The organism is Gloeotrichia echinulata CP02 (assembly GCA_038087035.1).
GTDB lineage: Bacteria > Cyanobacteriota > Cyanobacteriia > Cyanobacteriales > Nostocaceae > Gloeotrichia > Gloeotrichia echinulata.
This window is the reverse complement of sequence record CP051187.1, coordinates 5,820,183-5,839,875: the sequence shown is the minus strand read 5'-3', so window position 1 is coordinate 5,839,875 and position 19,693 is coordinate 5,820,183. Positions and strand designations below refer to the sequence as shown.

At 43.3% G+C, this 19,693-nt stretch carries 17 protein-coding genes and 2 pseudogenes; 13 read left to right on the top strand and 6 right to left on the bottom strand.

Features of this window, described 5'->3' with window-relative positions:
* The first annotated feature begins 118 nt into the window (after window positions 1–118).
* Complete coding sequence (locus HEQ19_25935) at window positions 119–283, top strand: hypothetical protein (protein WYM02406.1); 165 nt, start codon at window positions 119–121, stop codon at window positions 281–283.
* Between the two features lie 57 nt (window positions 284–340).
* Window positions 341–664: a DUF1825 family protein gene (locus HEQ19_25930; GenBank protein WYM02405.1), complete on the top strand. Its 324-nt coding sequence runs from the start codon at window positions 341–343 to the stop codon at window positions 662–664.
* Between the two features lie 286 nt (window positions 665–950).
* On the opposite strand, the gene HEQ19_25925 is transcribed toward HEQ19_25930, so the two are convergent.
* The gene (locus HEQ19_25925; GenBank protein ID WYM02404.1) at window positions 951–2,873 is read right to left on the bottom strand and encodes a transglycosylase domain-containing protein; all 1,923 of its coding nucleotides are present in this window, start codon (window positions 2,871–2,873) and stop codon (window positions 951–953) included.
* A gap of 176 nt (window positions 2,874–3,049) precedes the next feature.
* On the opposite strand from HEQ19_25925, the gene tyrS reads away from it, so the two are divergent.
* The 8 genes from tyrS (at window position 3,050) to HEQ19_25890 (ending at window position 10,013) form a co-directional block, all read left to right on the top strand.
* Window positions 3,050–4,246, top strand: a complete 1,197-nt coding sequence (tyrS, locus tag HEQ19_25920) for a tyrosine--tRNA ligase (protein ID WYM03628.1) — start codon at window positions 3,050–3,052, stop codon at window positions 4,244–4,246.
* A 72-nt stretch (window positions 4,247–4,318) separates the two neighbouring features.
* Window positions 4,319–5,032, top strand: coding sequence for an orotidine-5'-phosphate decarboxylase (gene pyrF / locus HEQ19_25915; protein WYM02403.1), 714 nt, complete (start codon window positions 4,319–4,321; stop codon window positions 5,030–5,032).
* On the top strand, window positions 5,029–5,652 hold the full coding sequence (locus tag HEQ19_25910; protein ID WYM02402.1) for a hypothetical protein: 624 nt from the start codon (window positions 5,029–5,031) through the stop codon (window positions 5,650–5,652). Before pyrF ends, HEQ19_25910 begins: the two co-directional genes overlap by 4 nt.
* Entirely contained in the window at window positions 5,625–5,747 is a 123-nt protein-coding gene (locus tag HEQ19_31365; protein WZI67024.1) for a hypothetical protein, read from the top strand. The genes HEQ19_25910 and HEQ19_31365 overlap by 28 nt, the downstream gene beginning before the upstream one ends.
* A gap of 560 nt (window positions 5,748–6,307) precedes the next feature.
* Window positions 6,308–7,120: a carbon-nitrogen hydrolase family protein gene (locus tag HEQ19_25905; protein ID WYM02401.1), complete on the top strand. Its 813-nt coding sequence runs from the start codon at window positions 6,308–6,310 to the stop codon at window positions 7,118–7,120.
* A gap of 36 nt (window positions 7,121–7,156) precedes the next feature.
* Entirely contained in the window at window positions 7,157–7,366 is a 210-nt protein-coding gene (locus tag HEQ19_25900; GenBank protein ID WYL98133.1) for a hypothetical protein, read from the top strand.
* Between the two features lie 193 nt (window positions 7,367–7,559).
* The gene (locus HEQ19_25895) at window positions 7,560–8,735 is read left to right on the top strand and encodes a phosphodiester glycosidase family protein (GenBank protein WYM02400.1); all 1,176 of its coding nucleotides are present in this window, start codon (window positions 7,560–7,562) and stop codon (window positions 8,733–8,735) included.
* A gap of 210 nt (window positions 8,736–8,945) precedes the next feature.
* A complete protein-coding gene (locus HEQ19_25890; GenBank protein WYM02399.1) occupies window positions 8,946–10,013 on the top strand; it encodes a polysaccharide deacetylase family protein in 1,068 nt (355 codons plus the stop codon).
* A 261-nt stretch (window positions 10,014–10,274) separates the two neighbouring features.
* Here the strand turns inward: HEQ19_25890 and fba are convergent, their stop codons facing one another.
* On the bottom strand, window positions 10,275–11,354 hold the full coding sequence (gene fba, locus HEQ19_25885) for a class II fructose-bisphosphate aldolase (GenBank protein WYM02398.1): 1,080 nt from the start codon (window positions 11,352–11,354) through the stop codon (window positions 10,275–10,277).
* A gap of 474 nt (window positions 11,355–11,828) precedes the next feature.
* On the opposite strand from fba, the gene HEQ19_25880 reads away from it, so the two are divergent.
* Window positions 11,829–12,014: a high light inducible protein gene (locus tag HEQ19_25880; protein ID WYM02397.1), complete on the top strand. Its 186-nt coding sequence runs from the start codon at window positions 11,829–11,831 to the stop codon at window positions 12,012–12,014.
* Between the two features lie 346 nt (window positions 12,015–12,360).
* Here HEQ19_25880 and HEQ19_25875 read toward each other — a convergent pair whose 3' ends face one another.
* The 4 genes and pseudogenes from HEQ19_25875 to HEQ19_25860 all read right to left on the bottom strand — a co-directional run bounded on the left by HEQ19_25875 (window position 12,361) and on the right by HEQ19_25860 (window position 16,503).
* Window positions 12,361–13,476, bottom strand: coding sequence for a saccharopine dehydrogenase NADP-binding domain-containing protein (locus tag HEQ19_25875; GenBank protein WYM02396.1), 1,116 nt, complete (start codon window positions 13,474–13,476; stop codon window positions 12,361–12,363).
* An 81-nt stretch (window positions 13,477–13,557) separates the two neighbouring features.
* Window positions 13,558–15,252 carry a beta-carotene ketolase CrtO gene (gene crtO, locus HEQ19_25870; GenBank protein ID WYM02395.1) on the bottom strand — a complete coding sequence of 565 codons (1,695 nt, stop codon included), beginning with the start codon at window positions 15,250–15,252 and terminating at the stop codon, window positions 13,558–13,560.
* Between the two features lie 202 nt (window positions 15,253–15,454).
* A pseudogene (locus HEQ19_25865) lies at window positions 15,455–16,288 on the bottom strand (ATP-binding protein).
* 2 nt (window positions 16,289–16,290) lie between these two features.
* Window positions 16,291–16,503: pseudogene (locus HEQ19_25860) on the bottom strand (response regulator).
* Window positions 16,504–16,841: 338 nt separating this feature from the next.
* On the opposite strand from HEQ19_25860, the gene HEQ19_25855 reads away from it, so the two are divergent.
* Together HEQ19_25855 and HEQ19_25850 are read left to right on the top strand one after the other, a co-directional pair.
* Window positions 16,842–17,936: a cysteine synthase family protein gene (locus HEQ19_25855; protein WYM02394.1), complete on the top strand. Its 1,095-nt coding sequence runs from the start codon at window positions 16,842–16,844 to the stop codon at window positions 17,934–17,936.
* Window positions 17,937–18,292: 356 nt separating this feature from the next.
* Window positions 18,293–19,618, top strand: a complete 1,326-nt coding sequence (locus tag HEQ19_25850) for a hypothetical protein (protein WYM02393.1) — start codon at window positions 18,293–18,295, stop codon at window positions 19,616–19,618.
* The last annotated feature ends 75 nt before the right edge of the window (window positions 19,619–19,693 follow it).

The window sequence follows — 19,693 nt, the reverse complement described above, 5'->3', positions numbered from 1 at the left end:
CCTACACACTCACATTGGATGAGCGCGTGTTTGAATGTAGTCATTGCTCCTTCAGTATTAATAGAGACTGAAGGAGCAATTAATTTGAGTAAAGTCGTCAGTTAGACGATGTTAGCCTGTGGACTGGTTAACGCGGACGTTACCAGAGCGTTCGCTGCTACTGCTCACTCCTAACTCCCAACTTCTAACTCCTGACACGCAAGAGTCAAGTGTTGAAATTTCGGTAATTAACCGTACTGCAACCGAAGCTTGTTCTCTATCTGAATGCCCTAGAGTAGAATAAAGATATAGGCAAAACTTTAGGCTACTGAGTGTTAGCACTCAGATTAATATAACTAATATGGGATTTTTTGATTCTGATATAGTTCAACAAGAAGCAAAACAGCTGTTTGACGATTATCAAGCGCTCATTAAGCTAGGTAATAACTACGGCAAATTTGACCGCGAGGGCAAAAAGCTGTTTATTGACCAAATGGAAGCCATGATGGATCGCTATCGCATCTTTATGAAGCGCTTCGAGCTTTCAGAAGATTTCATGGCACAAATGACTATGGAGCAAATGAAAACTCAGCTAGGTCAGTTTGGCGTCACCCCACAACAAATGTTTGACCAAATGAATCTTACCCTAAAACGGATGAAAACTGAGTTAGAAAAACAAGCTTAGGGACTGGGAATTTCCTGTTACTGAATGCGATCGCCTGGAAAAATTTTATTCAGGACTTACGCTAGTGTCACATTTAAAGAATGGTGCGTGACGCCACAACTCTTGTGACTGCGTACAATATTTATCGAAGCGTCACGCACCCTACGATTATTAATATGCCCCCAGAGTAGGTACTATTGTACTATTATTGTTCATTGTTCAGAATTGTTGTCTAATCCCCAATCCCTGGTCCCCAATCCCCAGCGATGCACTGAGCTTGTCGAAGTGTCCCCAATCCCCAATCCCTCTAATTCGATTTGGGTCGAGGAAACTCAGAAGGTGGCTTGAATTTCTCTACTGGCACATCTTTCAGGGCTTTTTCCATGAAATCGCGCCAAATTGGAGCTACCATCACCCCACCGGTTGCGCCGTGGGCTAATTGTCTGTTGTCATCCCTACCTACCCAAACAGCAGTGGTTAACTGGGGGACAGTTCCCACAAACCAAATATCCTTTTCTGAGGATGTGGTTCCCGTCTTACCAGCGGCGGGGCGACCTATGGCAGCATTTTTACCTGTGCCTTCAGTAATTACCGATTGCATCACATCAATCACTGCGGCCGAAGCCCAAGGGTCAAGGACTAGTTGGGGTTTGGGTGTGTTGTCTAGTAACACATTACCGCTACTATCGGTTACACGTGCAATGACTGTTGGTGGCGATTGCCAGCCATAATTAGCAAAGGTCGCATAGGCGCTAGTGATTTCTAGAGGTGTTACCCCAATTGCACCCAGAGGTAAAGAACTCACTGGTTCCATCGGACTCATAATCCCCAAGGTACGACAGGTTTCGATGACTTTATTCATCCCCACCGTCTTACCAATTTTGATCACGGGGATATTTCGAGACTGGGCGAGGGCTGTGCGAATTGACATCGCTCCCGCAAAGCTACCATCATAATTTCTGGGATAGTACCAACCATCACCATCTCGATAGCTGACTGGGGTATCGTACACAGTTGTATCTGGGGCAAATTTGCCAGTGGCAAAACCAGTATAGTACACAAACGGCTTAAAGGAAGAACCGGGCTGACGTTTAGCTTGAGTAGCGCGGTTAAACTCGCTGGTTTTGTAATCTACGCCACCCACTAGTGCTTTGACAAAATGGGTGCGGGGGTCAATGGCTACCAAAGCCATTTGATTTTTAGATAATCCCTGACTTTGGAGTGATTCATGCCATTTTTTGACAGTTTCCTCTGCCATTCTTTGGAAGTCGGCGTCAACTGTGGTTTGAACCCGCATTCCACCTTTAAGCAGCGCCTCACGCCCAAACTTTTTCGCCAACTCTTGGGCGACGGTATTAGTTACATAAGGTAAGGCACTACCTTGAAATGATCTGATTTTCCCAAGTTTGATTTCTTGATTTAGAGCGTCGTCATACTCTTGCTGGGTAATCCACTTCAAGACTAACATCCGTTCTAGCACTTCTTTTTGCTTCTGTTTGGCCAGCTTCATGCTCGCAAAGGGGCTGAATTCTTCTGGCGCTTGAATTAAACCAGCCATCATCGCCGATTCACCCAAGGTCAGGGTTTCTGCTGACTTATTAAAATAACTGCGCGCTGCTGTTTGAACACCATAATTGTTATGACCCCAATAAACTTGATTGAGGTACATTTCTAAAATTTGGTCTTTGGTGAGAATTTGCTCTAGGCGAATTGCTAGTACCGCTTCTGCTATCTTACGGGTAAAGGCACGCTTTTGAGTCAAAAATATGTTTTTCACCAATTGCATGGTGATGGTAGAACCACCTTCGCGCACTCCACCGGCTACGGCGTTAACGACTAAAGCACGCCCAACGCCACTAGGGTTAATCCCGTGGTGATCGTAAAAGTGGCCATCTTCACTGGCTAATACCGCCCGTTTTAGATTTGGGGAAATTCTATCTAGAGGTATGACTTCCCGATTGGCTTCCCCGTGAATACTCGTTAACAGTTTGCCTTTAATGTCATAAATATAAGTGGTTTCTGAGGGAAAGAAGTTGCGTAATTGTCTGACATCTGGCAAATTACGGAAACTAATCGCTAAACCAACTAGTCCTCCGGCTACAATAGAACTTGCCAGCATCGTAATTGATAGCAGAGTTCCGCCAGCTACCTGACCTACTCCTTTCAAAAACTCAAAACCTGATGAAGCCTTATTTGATGGCTCCTTGTCTTCAAAAGTCCTAGACGACACGGCGATTTCACTTCCTCACTGGTAAATATAACTGTAATTCATTCGGCGAAGCAAGGGGGTCGATTTTTTGCAATTATAGTAGTTTGGCAGATGAGAAAGCGAACAAATTGCAAGTGTTCACAACTAACCCTACTTCTAAAGTCGAAAACATAGTTAATAATGATGAATCTCCTAGTATGGCTCAAGATTTAACTTGGTTGCGTCGTGGTATCGTCGAAATTTTTCCACAACCAACTGATGCTGACAGTGAAAGTGAAAGTCTCGAACGGCGGTTAGCCGCTACAAACCGCCCTTTAAGGGTAAAATTGGGAATTGACCCTACAGGTGCCGATATTCATTTCGGTCATAGCATACCAGTGCGAAAACTGCGAGCTTTTCAAGATGCTGGTCATACAGCGGTGCTGATTATTGGTGATTTTACGGCGCAGATTGGCGACCCGACGGGTAAATCGGAGGTGCGTCGTCAACTGACAGCAGCAGACGTGGCGCAAAATGCTCAGACTTATCTCGATCAAGTGCGTCCTATTTTGGATTTTGACACACCCGGACGGTTAGAGATTCGTTACAACTCCGAATGGCTCTCTGGTCTAAATTTAGGGAAAATTTTAGAATTACTCAGGACGATGACAGTTGGACAAATGTTGGCTAAAGAAGGATTTGCAGAACGCTATAAAAAAGAGAATCCAATTTTCCTTCATGAGTTCCTCTATCCGTTGATGCAGGGTTATGATTCTGTCGCCGTCGCAGCCGATGTCGAATTAGGCGGTACTGACCAGAAATTTAACATTGCTGTGGGGCGAGACTTGCAACGCCATTTCGGTCAACAGCCTCAATTTGGCTTGTTGTTACCAATTTTGATTGGTACTGATGGTGTGCAAAAAATGTCTAAGTCTTTAGGTAATTATATAGGCTTGTCTGAACACCCAACACAAAAATATCAAAAGCTGCAAGGAGTGGGAGATAATCAACTGACACAGTATTTTGAACTGTTGACAGATTTACCTTTAGATAAACTGCCAGAAAATCCCCGCGATCGCCAAATACTTTTAGCCTGGGAAGTTGTTAAACAGTATCACGGCGAACAAGCAGCTAATGAAGCCAAGGAAGCCGCAAAAAGCGGTGGTAAGGAAGGTACTGTTCCCGAATTTTCTTTGGCTGAAATTTCACAGTTCCCCGTCAAGTTAGCTTATCTGCTCAACGTCACCGGCTTGTGCAAAAGTAGCGCCGAAGGTAAGCGAAAAATTCAGGAAGGTGGGGTGCGTCTAGATGGCGATCGCATTTCTGATGTTGATACTAGTTTCGCCGCTGCAATTGAGTTAGATGGTAAAGTTTTGCAAGTGGGTAAAAATAAATTCGTCCGCTTAGTTCCTTAATGGGGACTGGGGATTGGGGAGTAATGAGTAATGAGTAATGAGTAATGAGTAATGACAAATGACAAATGACAAATGACAAATAGAATTATTGTCCCCTTGGATGTGCCGGATGAAAAAAGTGCGATCGCCCTTGTGGATCTACTTCCCGAAGTCGGTTTCTGGAAGGTGGGTTTGGAGTTGTTTACTAGCACAGGTCCTTCAATTCTGGAGGTGCTAAAATCCAGGCAAAAGCGCATTTTCCTGGATTTAAAGTTTCACGATATCCCCAATACAGTCGCTGGTGCTTGTCGCGCTGCGGCTGGTTATGGCGTTGATTTATTGACAATTCACGCTACTTGTGGTAGAGATGCTCTGTTGGCTGCATCTGAGGCGGTACAAATAGGGGCGGCACAAGCGGGGGTGAAACCGCCGAAATTGATTGCAATTACTCTATTAACGAGTATTTCGGCTAGAAGGTTGGCGTTTGAGTTGAAAATACCCATAGAATTGCCAGAATACGCTCTAGAAATGGCGTTGTTGGCGAAAGAGGCGGGGTTAGATGGGGCGGTTTGTTCACCCCAAGAGGCGGCGCAATTACGGCAAACTTGCGGGGATGATTTTCTGTTGGTTTGTCCAGGAGTGCGTCCCACTTGGGCAGATAAGACAGATCAAAAGCGATCGCTTACACCATCCCAAGCTTTGAAAGCCGGCGCCGATTACCTCGTCATTGGTCGTCCCATCACCACTGCTGCTGAACCTGAGTTAGCCTGGAAGAGGATTTGTGAGGAGTTGACTTTGGTGACATGAAGGTAGGAGCAAGTTCCAACATTCAAAATTCAAAATTCAAAATTTGTTTGATGGCTGGTGGCTTCTGGTTGGTAGCAAATAGCTTTGATAACACCGCATTATCGCAGAACCTCACCCCCAGCCCCTCTGGGCAACCAGAGAGGGGAGTGAAAGTTATTTGCCCTGAAGAAAATTTAAAAGCATTAACTACAGAGTTGTTGCGTAATTTACCTAGCTATACTAATCGCACCACTCAACGCGCCCGCCGCCGCAGTAGAGGTTATGAAGTTTACAGCTATATGCTGCTGGCGGGTAGACCGGAGTTTACGCCCCTACCCCTGAATCCTGATGAGTCTACTTTAGATTTACAAAAAAGTGCTGCTTCTGGAGTTGAGCAGGTTTTCTTTACTACTTTAGAACGGCAGTATATAGGTGGAAAAGCGGTGGAATTACAGCAATTTCATCGGCTGTTTTTGACAAAAACAAAAAATGGTTGGCGTCTGGTGATGATGTTTACTCGATCTGATGTGTCTCAATTAGGACAACCACCATCGCCAGCACGGGATAGCAGCAAAAGTGCGATCGCCCAAGCAATTAACGATTGGTTACGGGATTGTCATGCGGGAAGCGTGCGGAAGTAGCACAAGAGACTGGGGATTGGGGATTGGGGACACTTCGACAAGCTCAGTGCATCGCTGGGGATTGGGGATTGGGGATTGGGGAAAAGTTTTTGTGAAAAATAATTTATTCTTGTATACCAAAAAAAACTGGGTCTAGAGCCACCGTCCTTCTAGGACGGCTTTTTGGTAAAATTGTTTTGTCTCAGGTAGAATATCCGCCGATACAGGACGACTCAATTGTTGAGTCAGACACGATAGGTCGGGAAAAAATAAAGACAACTCGGTGGCGAAAACGAGTCTAATCAAAGCTAGGGAAATCAACAGAGTACCACCAGCCAGAAAACAAAATATTCTTGTCTGTTAACGTATCGTGGGGCGCACGAAAACGCTAGATTGCATATTCTAGTAAGTCTCTGGAGATGTAGCCCTCTGGGATCGACTAAGTTAGACTCGTTAATTGGTTCTATTGAACGGTTAATTGGTTTAAGCATTGCCAGCAATGGATAGTTGATTTTAAGGTTTGTCGCTGAAAGAGAAAACCTAAAAAGTAATTTTTGGAATCACCGCACTTTTAGGGCGGTGAGAACGTCAAGCAATTCTAATTAAGCTCCACAGCCCTTGAAGTAAGGATATATTTGAGAATCTATCCTGAACAAATCCACTGTTTGTTGAATCTATGAAGTCTTATTTAGCAGCCGCTATTCAATTGACCAGTGTGCCCAATCTACAGAAAAACTTAGCACAGGCGGAGGAATTAATCGATCTGGCTGTGCGTCAAGGTGCTGAATTGGTGGGACTACCTGAAAACTTTTCTTTTATGGGAGAAGAAAACGACAAACAGGCTCAAGGGGGTGCGATCGCCCATGAATCGGAAATATTTCTCAAAAAAATGGCGCAGCGCTATCAAATTACGATTCTCGGTGGTAGTTTTCCACTTCCTGTAGACAATACGGGCAAAGTTTACAACACCACCCTCCTCATTGACCCCAACGGAGAAGAACTCACTCGCTATTATAAAGTACACCTATTTGATGTTAATGTTCCCGACGGTAACACCTATCAAGAATCCAGCACTGTGATGGCTGGTAAGCTCCTACCCCCCGTCTATTTTTCGGAAAAACTGGGTAATATAGGACTTTCTATCTGCTATGATGTCCGCTTCCCTGAATTGTACCGCCATCTTTCAGACAAGGGAGCAGATGTCATATTTGTACCAGCAGCTTTCACTGCTTTCACGGGGAAAGACCACTGGCAAGTATTACTACAAGCAAGGGCGATTGAAAATACCGCCTATGTGATTGCTCCCGCTCAAACCGGTAATAACTATGGTCGCCGTTACACCCACGGACACGCGGTAATTATCGACCCCTGGGGCGCAATTTTAGCTGATGCTGGCGAACAACCAGGAATTGCGATCGCAGAAATTAAACCCACACGTCTCGAACAAGTCCGCCGTCAAATGCCCTCCCTGCAACATCGAGTATTTTAACCTAAAAAGGATGGGCACAGCGGGGGGATGAAGGGGATGAAATATTCTCCCTCATCTCCCCCTGCTATTGAACTTTTGTCATTTGTCATTTGTCATTTGTCATTTGTCATTTGTCATTTGTCATTTGTCATTTGTCATTGGTCATTGGTCATTTGTCATTACTCCCCAGTCCCCAGTCCCCAGCGATGCACTGAGCTTGTCGAAGTGTCCCCAATTCCCAATTCCCAGTCCCCAGCGATGCACTGAGCTTGTCGAAGTGTCCCCAGTCCCCAGCGATGCACTGAGCTTGTCGAAGTGTCCCCAGTCCCTGTCTCAAACTTGAACAAGGCTTAAAACATTGTTCGCTTTTCCTTAATTAATAAAAGTTAAAGTATAAGCATTGTCTTTTTCTTGAAGTAAGATTTCGGTTATAAATCTGAATTGTTATGAACAAGGAAGTATGTCGTTAAATTCTACTAATAGTAATCCAGACTACAAACATCAGATTTGTAGCCCTCTAGGCAAATGTCGAATAATTATCGCTCATTTTTTGTGGCTATTTTTGAGTTCATATAGTTCATTACATTTATCTTCCAAGATTGCTGTTGCGGAATCTCCCACCGTCAGCGAGACTAAGGAACAAATTTGCAGTGAAAGTTTAGAGCCACATCAGCAGGTTGCTCTTGTAGCAAGCGCTTCTGTGGAAATATCTACTTGGATTAGCGAACCACAAACAAGGGTTACAGCACTAATTGACACCTTTGGTGCTGATATGTTAACTCACTTAGATCGTAATGGCTTTGGTGAATCGAAATTAGATTTGGCAATGGTCCAAATCTGGCAAGAAATTGTCTTACCTGTGTTGAACTCAGGTTTTAATTTTACAAATCCTGTACAATTGACTGAAACGACTATCGATCAAATTCCGCTAATCCTAATTAAAGGTGGTAAACCAATCACCATTCATGCTGATAGTCGTTATCAGCTGCCAGAATTGTTAGCCAAAAGTGGCACTAATGCTATAGCGGCTGTAGACGGCACCTTTTTCTCTTTGAAATACTTAACTTCTAATGTCATCATTGGCCCAGTGTTGAGCCAGGTTAATAACCAATTTATTCCTGGTAACAATAGTGAAAACCAGAAATTAACTGGACGGCCTCTGGTGGTGATTAGTCCCCAAGCAGTACGTTATATACCATTTAACCCTGCCCAGCACAACACCTTAGAGGGAATACAAGCCGAAATGCCTAATCTTACCGATGCTTTTGTGGCTGGAGCATGGTTAGTCAAAAACCGTCAACCAGCTTCTAAAGAAAGCTTTAATGGTCTTTATGGTGCTGATGTAGCGCGTCATCGAGCTTTTTGGGGGATTAACCAACTTGGACAACCAACAATCGGTGTATCTACACAACCAGTTGACTCGGTAAGTTTGGGTGAGATCTTAGTCAAAGCCGGACTGCGTGACGCGGTGATGCTTGATTCTGGTGCGAGTACTTCTCTGGCTTACAAAGGTGAATCTTTAGTAGGTTATGTTCCTCGTCCCGTACCCCATGCTGTAGCTCTGATACCGCCATCATCTATGACTAATTTCTCTTGCTTATTGGAAACCCCTAAAACCAAAAACGGCAAATCCTAACTATTTCTAGTCTACCACATTAATTTTGAAAAGTAGGTAATATTTGTAGGCTAGGCAATGCCAAGGACATCCGGGGTTTTGTGGGCAATGCCTACCCTACACAAAAGAGCAAAATTTTTGTGGTTTACTACAACGATTCTTCATTAGCATCTAGGAATTGGCAACAGAGTGGAAGGCATGAAAAAACCGATAAACCACAGATAAACACAGATGAACACAGATAAATTCGTACCTTATTTACATCAGAAACGCCATATTTTTTCTGCTTTTCTCTGGGTAGTTTGTGCTGTTACCGGATTCTTACCCAGAGTTGCAATTGCCGAATCTTCAAATGTTAATCTGACGACGCTCAAAAGCTGGTCGCTAAAGGAAGATGCCTATAGTGATTATCTCGTAATAAATGATAGAGTTGCTAGTTTTGTAAGTACTTTGGCGATGATATCAACTTTGTCAAAACAGCCGAATCCTTACTTAGAGCCACTCATTGAAACATTCTCTCCCTATGTTCTGGCTTTTTTCCAGCGAAGTCCTTGGCCAAGCATTAATGAACAGGCAAAGCTGGCAAGAGTACCGATTATGATGTACCATGATATTTTGCCAACGAAAGAAGTATTTTTTGATGTTACTCCTAGTGAATTAGAAGAGCATTTTGAGCTAATAAAAGCCCAAGGTGTTACCCCCATCAGTCTTGATTTGCTGATGACCCATTTGCAAACAGGAATCCCACTACCAGAAAAACCAATTCTGTTAACCTTTGATGATGGTTATGGGGGACACTATGAATATGTTTATCCACTGCTGAAAAAATACGGATATCCGGCTGTATTTTCGATTTATATCAAGGGAGTAGGCAATAATGTTGGTAGAACCCATGTAAACTGGGAACAACTCAGGGAAATGGCTGCTAACCCCTTAGTCACCATCGCTTCTCATAGCGTCACCCATCCAAATGATTTAACAAAACTACCAGATGAGCAACTGCAAAAGGAAATTGTCGAGTCCAAGAATATTCTAGAGACACAATTGGGTCTGAATATCCGCTACTTTACTTATCCTGTAGGCAAATATGACCCTCGCGTAGCTAATTTGGTATCTGGAGCAGGCTATCAGTTAGCATTAACTATGAACGATCTTGATGAGAGATTTGCCGGCGCATCAGAAAATTTATTGGCAGTTTCGCGCTTTGGTCAATCAAAATTAAAAGAGGCGATCGCCCAAGCTTGGGGAGGCCCCAAATTACCCTCCCGAGAAAATAGGCGCCATCAATCGTACAAATAATTTGGTTGGGATAATTTATAGCAACCGCCAAAGTGCTTAGGACATTAACTGATGATAAAACCTAGACACAATCAGACTTGTAACCCAGCGATGCACTGAGCGGTCGTTGTGTCCCCAGTCCCCTGCTATATTTTTTGCAAGTTTCTCAATCAATAAGACAAAAAACCGGGGAACTTGTCACCCGGTTGAGATCATATCATGAAAATTTGCAGTCTGATCGGAGCATAGCAGTGCTATGTTCCTACTGATTTTGTGGCAAAATTAAACCTTAGCAGCGGCCTTGGTAACAACGTTAAGTTCGCCCTTAGCGTATTTAGCAGCAAAATCTTCTAAAGAAATTTGCTTAATCTTGCTAGCGTTACCAGCGGTACCAAATTGCTTATAGCGTTCAGAGCAAACCTTCTGCATATATGTAATAGAAGGCTTGAGGAAGTGACGAGGGTCAAATTCCTTGGGATTTTTTGCCAAAGCTTCACGTACCGCAGCAGTAATCGCCAAACGGTTGTCGGTGTCAATGTTTACCTTACGCACACCGCTTTCGATTCCTTTTTGGATTTCTTCTACAGGTACGCCGTAGGTTTCAGGAATTGCACCACCATACTGGTTAATCAGTGCCAGTAAATCTTCTGGCACAGAAGAAGAACCATGCATTACCAAGTGGGTGTTGGGTAAACGGCGGTGAATTTCTTGAATCCGGCTGATTGCCAAAATTTCGCCAGTCGGCTTGCGGGTAAACTTGTAAGCACCGTGGCTTGTACCAATAGCAACAGCCAAAGCATCTACTTGAGTTTGTTCTACGAAGTCAACAGCTTGGTCGGGGTCGGTCAGCAATTGGGAGTGGTCGAGTGTACCCTCAAAACCATGTCCATCTTCAGCTTCACCAGCACCAGTTTCTAGAGAACCCAAACAACCGAGTTCACCTTCAACGCTGACACCCAAGGAATGAGCTACATTTACCACTTCGCGGGTAACATTGACGTTATACTCGTAGCTTGCGGGGGTCTTAGCATCAGCTTCCAGCGAACCATCCATCATGACGCTGGTGAAGTTGTTCTTAATTGCTGAGTAGCAAGTAGAAGGAGCATTGCCATGATCTTGGTGCATGACAATGGGAATCTGAGGATAGGTTTCTACTGCTGCTAAAATCAGGTGGCGCAGGAAGTTTTCTCCTGCATAAGCACGAGCGCCACGAGAAGCTTGCAAAATTACAGGGCTATCTGTTTCTACAGCGGCCTTCAGGATTGCCTGAATCTGCTCCAAGTTGTTAACGTTGAAAGCTGGGATGCCATAACCGTTTTCAGCCGCGTGATCCAACAACAGCCGCAATGGTACAAGCGCCATAGATAGTCCTCCTAATGTGGTTTTTAGCTGGTCGGTTTCAGAGAAGCGTAATTTCTACTCTATTGTAATTGTTACGCTAATCTTAAGAGTTTTTTCAACATATAGGAAATTATAACTAGTGACGTGTGTTTATGTTGAAAAACTTTACGCCATCGTTATAGCCACATAATTGCAGGTTTTTCATGTCGGGTGGCGATGGGGCGAAATTGTTTGAGCAAATAATCTCAAGAATAACACATCTGCTTCATCTTCATCATCCGTGTAATCTACTAATCCGTATCAATCCGTGATTCTGACAATCGGGGAAATGTGATGAACCAGGTCAGACCTAGCAAGGGTTTTAAAGCACTTTGCCGATCTACTGAATTTAAAGTCACCGGAAAATTACCACAATATGGAATTTTTGTAAAAAATACGTTACACTTGTTAGCATAAGGTTACAAACCTTAATAATCGTAGTTGAGATTACTAATCATGTCAGATACAACAACAAAAAAAGTCAATGCACCTGTAACGGAAGACCGTAATGCTTGGGCTTGGGGTTTCACTCCCGAAGCGGAAGTGTGGAATGGTCGTTTGGCTCAGATTGGGTTTTTGGCTGCAATTTTAATCGAACTGTCCTCCGGTAAGGGAGTTTTACACTTCTGGGGTATTCTGTAGGTTTGTGCCAGTTTAAATTGACAAAAAAAATGGGATTCAAGCCCCGTCCTTCTAGGACGGCTTTATCATAAAATTCAGGTATAGTCGCCATAGGGCATTGGGAGACTTTAAACGGACATGGAGGGATGGTAAGACCACTTGTGGCGCAACCCAGCGAAGTGTCAAGGAATCCTCGCTCCTTTAGGAAGAGGAAGTATGTCAAAAATACTTGATGTTTATATTTAAACCTGGGAAGAATTGTGCTTGTCTTCCCAGGTTTTTAATTTTCAGGATATTTTTTTAGTTCAAAAAGTCTATATCCTGCACGCTTTTGGTGAAAAAATAAAAGTTCCCTGGCGATTATAAATCAAGGGTCGTAATTGTAACTGGCTGTAATTTTCATTTCTCGACTTTGCATAGCTTGCACAAATAAATCTGTGGTCAGAGCCTCTTCTACAGTCCATACTCCTGGTTTTTTGAGTTTACCTTCTAGCAAGAATTGAGCAATACTACCTGCACCGCAACCTGCAGCTAATGCTGTGTTTTGATATTCTAAATTTGCACAATAAATGGCTGTTTTCCCATTTTTTTGTCCTGTAACTTCGGCGCGGACTGCTACACCAATCCCCGTAAAAGGGTTGGTGAAGCCGGTCATAAAATGACTGACATGAGATAAAAATTCAATCATGCTATCACGCTGAATTAACCATTTAGGAAATACATGTGCAGTCATCCAAGTTAGATGATTGTAAAAATCAGGAATTGAACCAAATTTAGTAATTACTGTTTTCACTGATGGGAAAGATTTGGGCATTGTAAAAGTTTCTGGCATATCAAACCAGTAAACGCCACTGCGTCCATAGGGGGGCGGAAATTCAATTGTTTCTCTATCAGAATATGGTTTAACTAACTGCCATTTACCGCCTATCCAAGCTTTAAAAGGATGTTGCAATCCCAGAAAAGTTGTCCGCATGACTGTGACGCCAGCACCACCAGAACCAGCAACTAAATAACTTAAATGCACCTTTTCTGGCTGGTCAAATTGCTCAATTCCCTGACGTACCATGCTATTAGAAATACCGGGAAAAATTCCAGTATTAATAATCGCCGTTACCCCAGCAGCGGCGGCTTGTTGATGATAATTTAAAGCCTTGCTGGTGTAGGAACGGTGGTCACTGACATCTACATAATTAACGCCTTGTTCAATGCAAATTTGCAGAACATTGGTGTCTCGGTAATGAAAAGGGCCTGCACAATGGATGACTAAATCAGAGTTGGCGATCGCCTCTCGCAATTTGTCAATTTCCGCCAAATCTAACACCAAAAGCCGTATTTGTCCGGTCGTTGGCCAACTGATAGCCCCCTGGGTAAGAGGGGAACGTCCAGTGATTGTGATTTGTGCCTGGGTGTGGGTGGCTAAATCCTGGGTAACACTGCTACCAATTCGTCCCCGTCCTCCAAGTATTAAAACGCGGTGTGTCATGACTCCTGCATGGGCAAAACTAAATTTATTTCACCAGTTTTTCGTGAAGTTTGTCATCGGTAATAAGTATGACTTAGCTGGCTAATAAATTCCGAACACCGACCCAACAGTTGATTTAATCGAATCCCTCGCATCCTTCAAAGTTTGGGAAATTGGATGCTTAGTTTGCAAAAATACCCTGGCACAATTACGACCTGGCATTCCGGAAATTGAACCGCCGGGATGTGTTCCCGCACCAGTTAAAAATAAATTCTCAATTGGTGTTTTGTAGTTAGCTATTTCTGGTAATGGACGGAAAAATATCATCTGATCTAAACTCATATCAATGTGGTAATAATTCCCTTTATAACTGCCTAATCTTTCTCCTAATTCTGCTGGACTTTCAACGCGACGGGCGATGGTTGCTTGTTTCACATTTGGTGCATAAGTTGCCAATTTATCAATTACTCTGTCTGCGACTTTGTTTTTCAATTCATCCGTCCAACCAGTACCTTTTAAACCAGTACCTTCAGCACCTGCAATTTGATAAGGGGCGAAAAATTCAATCCACAATGTATGTTTACCTGGTGGTGCTAAAGTTGGGTCAAGGGCGCTAGGCATGACAATATACATCGATGGGTCAGCATCGGGAATTTCTCCCAAGATACATTTACTATGTGCTTGTTCAACGTGAGCCACAGAATCTGCTATTAAGATTGAGCCAATAAGATATTCATCTTTGTGGTCGTGGTATGGAAAGCGTAGGGGTTCATCTAAAGCCAAATCTATCTTGAGGATAGTTTCATTATTGTTAACGATGCGGCGTTTTAATCTCTCCCATAAATCGGGAGCGACTGCATCGATATCGCTTTTATCAGTCATTTGTAAAAATAACCGTTGGGCATCAATATTAGAAATTACCCCATATTTAGCGCGATATTCTTTACCACCAGCAACCCTGACACCAGCGGCTTTATTATTATCAATCAGAATTTTTTCTACATGCTGGTCTGTGAGAATCACGCCTCCTTTGCTTTTGACTAAATTTACCAAAGCTTGCACAAGTGCGCCAGTACCACCGCGAGGTCTGGCCATACCAGGATTGTGACGCATTGCCATCATAATTGCACCAATGGCAATGGTTTTTTGTGATGGCGGCGCACCCAATTCTGATGCTAGTCTTGCCAAAGGTGCTTTGAGAAATTCCTCATCAAACCACTCGTTAACTAAATCTTCAGCGCTGGTCAACATGTTGCGAATAAAGTCCAGCGTTTTGTTTGGTGAACCAATAACTGAAAATAAATCTTTGAGTTTTTTGATATCGTAGTTACCAAAAATATCTATAATTGATTTTGGTGGAGCATTAAACATGGGAATCATTGCACCCAATGCCCGCTGCCAATAGTCTGTAAACTCGGCGTATTTTTTGGCATCCCGTTCATTATAACGGGCAATTTCCGCACAAGTTTTTTCTAGGGACTTATGAGCTAAAAAATACTTACCATCAGGATGGGGACAAAAAACAACTGGGTCGCACTCTAGATATTCCAACCCGTATTTTTCCAGTTCTAATTCTTCGACAACTGGACCAAGGTGGATAAATTCGTGGTCAATGGCGCACAAGTTAAATTTAAATCCTGGCGCTTCTTTGGGAATGCATTCTTCAGTTGTCGCGGCGCCACCGGGGACGGAACGCTTTTCTAGCAGTAGGACGCTATAACCAGCTTTCAGCAAATATGCTGCACAAACTAGTCCGTTATGTCCTGCACCGATCATCACAATATCATATTCTTCCATATGTTTAATTTTGGAATCAAGTAGCTTACTAATTATGACAAGCTTTGAAAAAATTTACATCCTTGACAATTATCAAAACTTAGGGTCTACTAAATCTGATAATTTTAACTATAAAGCCCAGTGTCAGGGATTTGGAATTAAAAAAATATCCAAGTCAGTAAAAGGTTAGGGGCGCCAGGCCTGGCGCCCCTACAAATGTATTTCAATAGTTAGATCTGACGCACCCTAGGGCTGATAATTTTAACTGGTAATCCCAGTGTAAGATGAGGGTATTTGTCTTACAGTAGCTCGGACTAAAATTATCAAAGAGTTTAGTCAGTTGATGTAAACGCCCATACAACTTCTTCAAGGAGAAGATAGAGCGAACACTATTAAGGGGAGGGATATCGAGGGGTAATTTAATAGTAAAAATACTACCTTTATTTAATTCACTTTGCACATTTATGCTACCGTGGTGTGCTTGAACAATAGCTTGAGCGATCGCTAATCCTAATCCTGAACCACCTGTACTGCGAGAGCGATCGCTATTGACTCGATAAAAGCGATCAAAGATTCGCGGTATCTCCTGCGCTGGAATCCCAATACCTGTATCTTGAACTTGAATCACAGCATGATAGTCATTGCGGTCTAAGCACACAACTACTTTACCACCTGAGGGCGTATATTGAATGGCATTAATGATTAAGTTAGACAACAAACGATAAAGCTGGTTTTGATTACCAAAGACATTGAGAGGAGTTGACACCTGTTCTACAGATGTGAGTGTAATATCAGAGGCGATCGCCAACGCTGCAAATTCTTCGATTAAGTCGTTGACAATATCATTCAAACAGCATACCTCAGACCGCATCGGCAGAGATTGTCGATCCCAGCGAGCCAGTAACAATAAATCTCCTACCAAAGTTGTGAGTCGCTGATTTTGACGGTGTATGGTTCGTAAAATCTCCTGCGTCTCTATTTCATCCCCTTGGGATATCATCAGTGCTGATTCTACCGTTGCTTGCGTTGCGGCTAAAGGTGTCCGCAATTCGTGAGATGTCTACGGCGCAGTTTTTCACACAATTCTAAACCAGAAATACCCGGAATCATCCAATCAAAAATCCCTACTGTATATTGTGCAAAGCTATTTTCTAAATACATCCATGCTTCATTCCCATCAACTACCCAATCCACCAAATACTTGTGTTGAGTAAGAGTGCGCTTAATAGCAGCACCCAAATCTGGTTCATCCTCTACTAGTAATACCCGCATAACATTTTCACAATTATCTCTCAAAGGGACTTTCAGAAATTAAATTATCCACAATACGAATAATTTTTGGCTATGTCAGGAGTTTCTCCCTCCTGACGCACCCTACAATTGTATATTTTTTTATTTGCAAGTCCCAAACTCTTACTCTGGGCGCCTCTGTGTGAACTAAATTAATATTCTTAATCAGCAACACCGCAAATTTCATCTTGATTTCATATTTATCCTCCAAGATAAAAAAGTAGGTCAATTCCATCATGCATATCAAGACTTGTAGCGTTGCTCAATAGCAAGCAGACGCGATAATTTATCCTATTTTCTAATTTTTCTGAGGAATTAATATGAATCAGCTTGTACAATACTCATCTATCGAAAACTTTTCTAACTCTCAATTACACCATCATAATAGATGGAAAAAGATTACTGCGGCTGATGTGACAGAAGCCATTGGAAATGTGCCGATTGTCAAACTCAGAAATATTTCCCCTATATGTGATATCTCTGAATGCTTAATCAAGCTAGAAAGTTGTAATCCCGGAGGATCTATTAAGGAGAAAAATGCAGTTTACCTTGTCAAACGCGCCGAAGAACAGGGGCTACTTGTACCTGGTGGTACGATTATCGAGTCAAGTTCAGGTAATTTCGGCGTTGGTTTGGCAATGGTAGGAGCAGTAAGGGGGTATCGAGTTATTATTGTAGTCGATGCAAAAACTGCGCCACCCTTTAGAAGGATGCTCCAAGCCTATGGTGCAGAACTTGTAGATGTACCGCTTCATAAAGCAGATGAATCAGGCTCGATGCAGAAGGCACGGATGAAAAAAGCTAGAGAGTTAGCTGCAACGATTCCTCATGCATGGTATCCATGTCAGCATTTAAATCCTTTAAATACGGAAGCACATTCATATTATACTGCCCGTGAGATTGCATCTCACTTTGGTGATGAACTCGATGCAGTAGTAGTTGGTGTTAGCACCGCTGGACAAATCATGGGAATTGCGCGTTATCTTGTCCCAAGATTTCCTCAACTGCGGATTGTTGGCGTTGATGTGGAAGGATCTGTGATTATGGGAACGCCAGCCAAACCATACAAAATGACGGGGATTGGGTTATCGTTTTTTCCACCTAATCTGGAGCTTTCACTGCTGAATCGTGCTTACATAGTACCGGAAATCCTCGCCTACTCAGTCTGTCATCAGCTAGCACGTCGTGAGGGATTGCTTTTAGGTGCTTCCACAGGCGCAATTGTCGCAGCTGGTTTGCATTTAGCCAGTGAAATGGGTGCTGGGGCGCGAATTCTCATGATTAACCCAGACCGAGGGGATAGATATCTAGAAACAGTGTATGATGCCCATTGGCTTTCCCGTCATGGATTTACCCTGCAAGAGGGGGAGCATCTTGATGATGCGATCGCCTCACTGAGTCCTGTGTATTTTTAAGTAGCTATCATCAACTATGTAAAGCAGTTAGTAGTTAGTAGGTTGGGTTGAGGAACGAAACCCAATCGAAACCCAACCCAAACATTCACGTGGCTTTGTTGGGTTGCGCTTCGCTTAACTCCCCACCATAACCAGTAATTGTAGGTTGGGTTGAGGAACGAAACCCAATCGAAACCCAACCCAAACATTCACGTGGCTTTGTTGGGTTGCGCTACCCTACGGGAACGCTCCGCGAACGCTTAACCCAACCTACGTTTTCTCCCCACCATAACCAGGATAAGGTGGGCATAGCCCTAACTACGTGAATTTCAAAAATCAAAAGTCCTATAGCTCATTATATTGTATTGAAACAAGTTATGAATTCCTCACCCTACCAGCAACAGGAAGGTAACAACGCACTTCCCAAGCGATCGCTATTGATGTTATTGTCACAGTTTATACCGCTTTCTCTGTCAGATGTGGCAATGACTCTAGGTGATCCGCTGCAGACAGCTGCACTCAGTCGTCTTCCATTCCCTGAAGAGACATTAGCCGGAGTAGGGGTAGTCAAAGGGGTGGCTATATTTCTGGAAAGCCCCATTATCATGATACTTCATGCCTCAACTGCCCTGGGAGGACAAGCCAAATCTCGGCGTGCATTATGGCATTTTACAGTAACTGCGGGGCTACTTCTGAGTAGTATTTTGCTATTGCTGACTTGGGAGCCTTTATATAATTGGCTACTTTTCGATGTATTTGGCGTTACTCCCTTGATTGCGACACGGGGGAGAACTACTTTCGTGTTAATGTTCCTCTGGCCTTTCGTCATTGCTTGGCGGCGATTTTTTCAGGGAATACTGATTCGCGCTCACAAAAGCATAGCCGTAGGATGGGGAAGTATTGGACGATTCACATGGGTAATTGTAGCACTGACAGTGGGCGTCACTGTCGGCACTGATGGGGGATTACTTGCAGGTATCACCATGATAGGTGCCGTAATCATTGAAGCAGTAATGGTGACATGGTTTTGTCTGCGTCTTGGAGCTATATTTATTCTTAACCAGCAAATAGAGCCTGAAAATACCAAACTTCCGCAAACCTTCCTCAGTGTCACCCTTTACTATCTGCCTTTAGCATCAACAATGCTGGTAGTTTGGGGTGCAAGGGCAATACTTTTGAGTCTGGTTGCTCGCGCATTTGATGGTAGTATAGCACTTGCTGTATGGCCTGCTGCTTGGGGATTGATGCTGTCCATTGCCAACGGTACACGAATGATTCAACAAGTGGTGATTACTGCTGAAAAAGAAACTTCCAAGCGGACACTTATGACTTTTGTCGCTATTGTGGGGTTAAGTTTTACCTTAATACCCTTGTTTCTGGGCTTTACAGATACAGGATTGTGGTTACTGCGTCAGTTTTTGGGGAATAATCCACCCCTTGTAGCCGCAACTCGTCCAGTTGTACAAATACTATCATGTTTACCCCTGCTGTTGGCATTGCAAAACACCTTTCAAGGGCTACTTATCCATCGGGGAAAGAACTGGTTGATTAATATTGCCACACTAATTGCTGCAGCTTTTACACTATTAATATGTGCAAGTCTGATTTTTACCCAACATAGCGGCGCTACTTCAGCAGCTTATGGAATGCTGGCGGGGATTTTCAGTGAAATTATAGTATTGTTTTTCGCACTGCAGCGATAATCTTCCGGGGCGCAAGGCCTTGCGCCCCTACGCGGATCTGTGGTTATTGCATGAAAATTGCTGTAATTGCTCCCA

Excerpts from the sequence above, each read along its gene's own strand:
- HEQ19_25930 (WYM02405.1), top strand. The coding sequence starts at position 341 with ATGGGATTTTTTGATTCTGATATAGTTCAACAAGAAGCAAAACAGCTG.
- tyrS (WYM03628.1), top strand. The coding sequence starts at position 3,050 with ATGGCTCAAGATTTAACTTGGTTGCGTCGTGGTATCGTCGAAATTTTT.
- pyrF (WYM02403.1), top strand. The coding sequence starts at position 4,319 with ATGACAAATAGAATTATTGTCCCCTTGGATGTGCCGGATGAAAAAAGT.
- HEQ19_25910 (WYM02402.1), top strand. The coding sequence starts at position 5,029 with ATGAAGGTAGGAGCAAGTTCCAACATTCAAAATTCAAAATTCAAAATT.
- HEQ19_25905 (WYM02401.1), top strand. The coding sequence starts at position 6,308 with ATGAAGTCTTATTTAGCAGCCGCTATTCAATTGACCAGTGTGCCCAAT.
- HEQ19_25900 (WYL98133.1), top strand. The coding sequence starts at position 7,157 with ATGAAATATTCTCCCTCATCTCCCCCTGCTATTGAACTTTTGTCATTT.
- HEQ19_25895 (WYM02400.1), top strand. The coding sequence starts at position 7,560 with ATGTCGTTAAATTCTACTAATAGTAATCCAGACTACAAACATCAGATT.
- HEQ19_25890 (WYM02399.1), top strand. The coding sequence starts at position 8,946 with ATGAACACAGATAAATTCGTACCTTATTTACATCAGAAACGCCATATT.
- fba (WYM02398.1), bottom strand. The coding sequence starts at position 11,354 with ATGGCGCTTGTACCATTGCGGCTGTTGTTGGATCACGCGGCTGAAAAC.
- HEQ19_25880 (WYM02397.1), top strand. The coding sequence starts at position 11,829 with ATGTCAGATACAACAACAAAAAAAGTCAATGCACCTGTAACGGAAGAC.
- HEQ19_25875 (WYM02396.1), bottom strand. The coding sequence starts at position 13,476 with ATGACACACCGCGTTTTAATACTTGGAGGACGGGGACGAATTGGTAGC.
- crtO (WYM02395.1), bottom strand. The coding sequence starts at position 15,252 with ATGGAAGAATATGATATTGTGATGATCGGTGCAGGACATAACGGACTA.
- HEQ19_25855 (WYM02394.1), top strand. The coding sequence starts at position 16,842 with ATGAATCAGCTTGTACAATACTCATCTATCGAAAACTTTTCTAACTCT.
- HEQ19_25850 (WYM02393.1), top strand. The coding sequence starts at position 18,293 with ATGAATTCCTCACCCTACCAGCAACAGGAAGGTAACAACGCACTTCCC.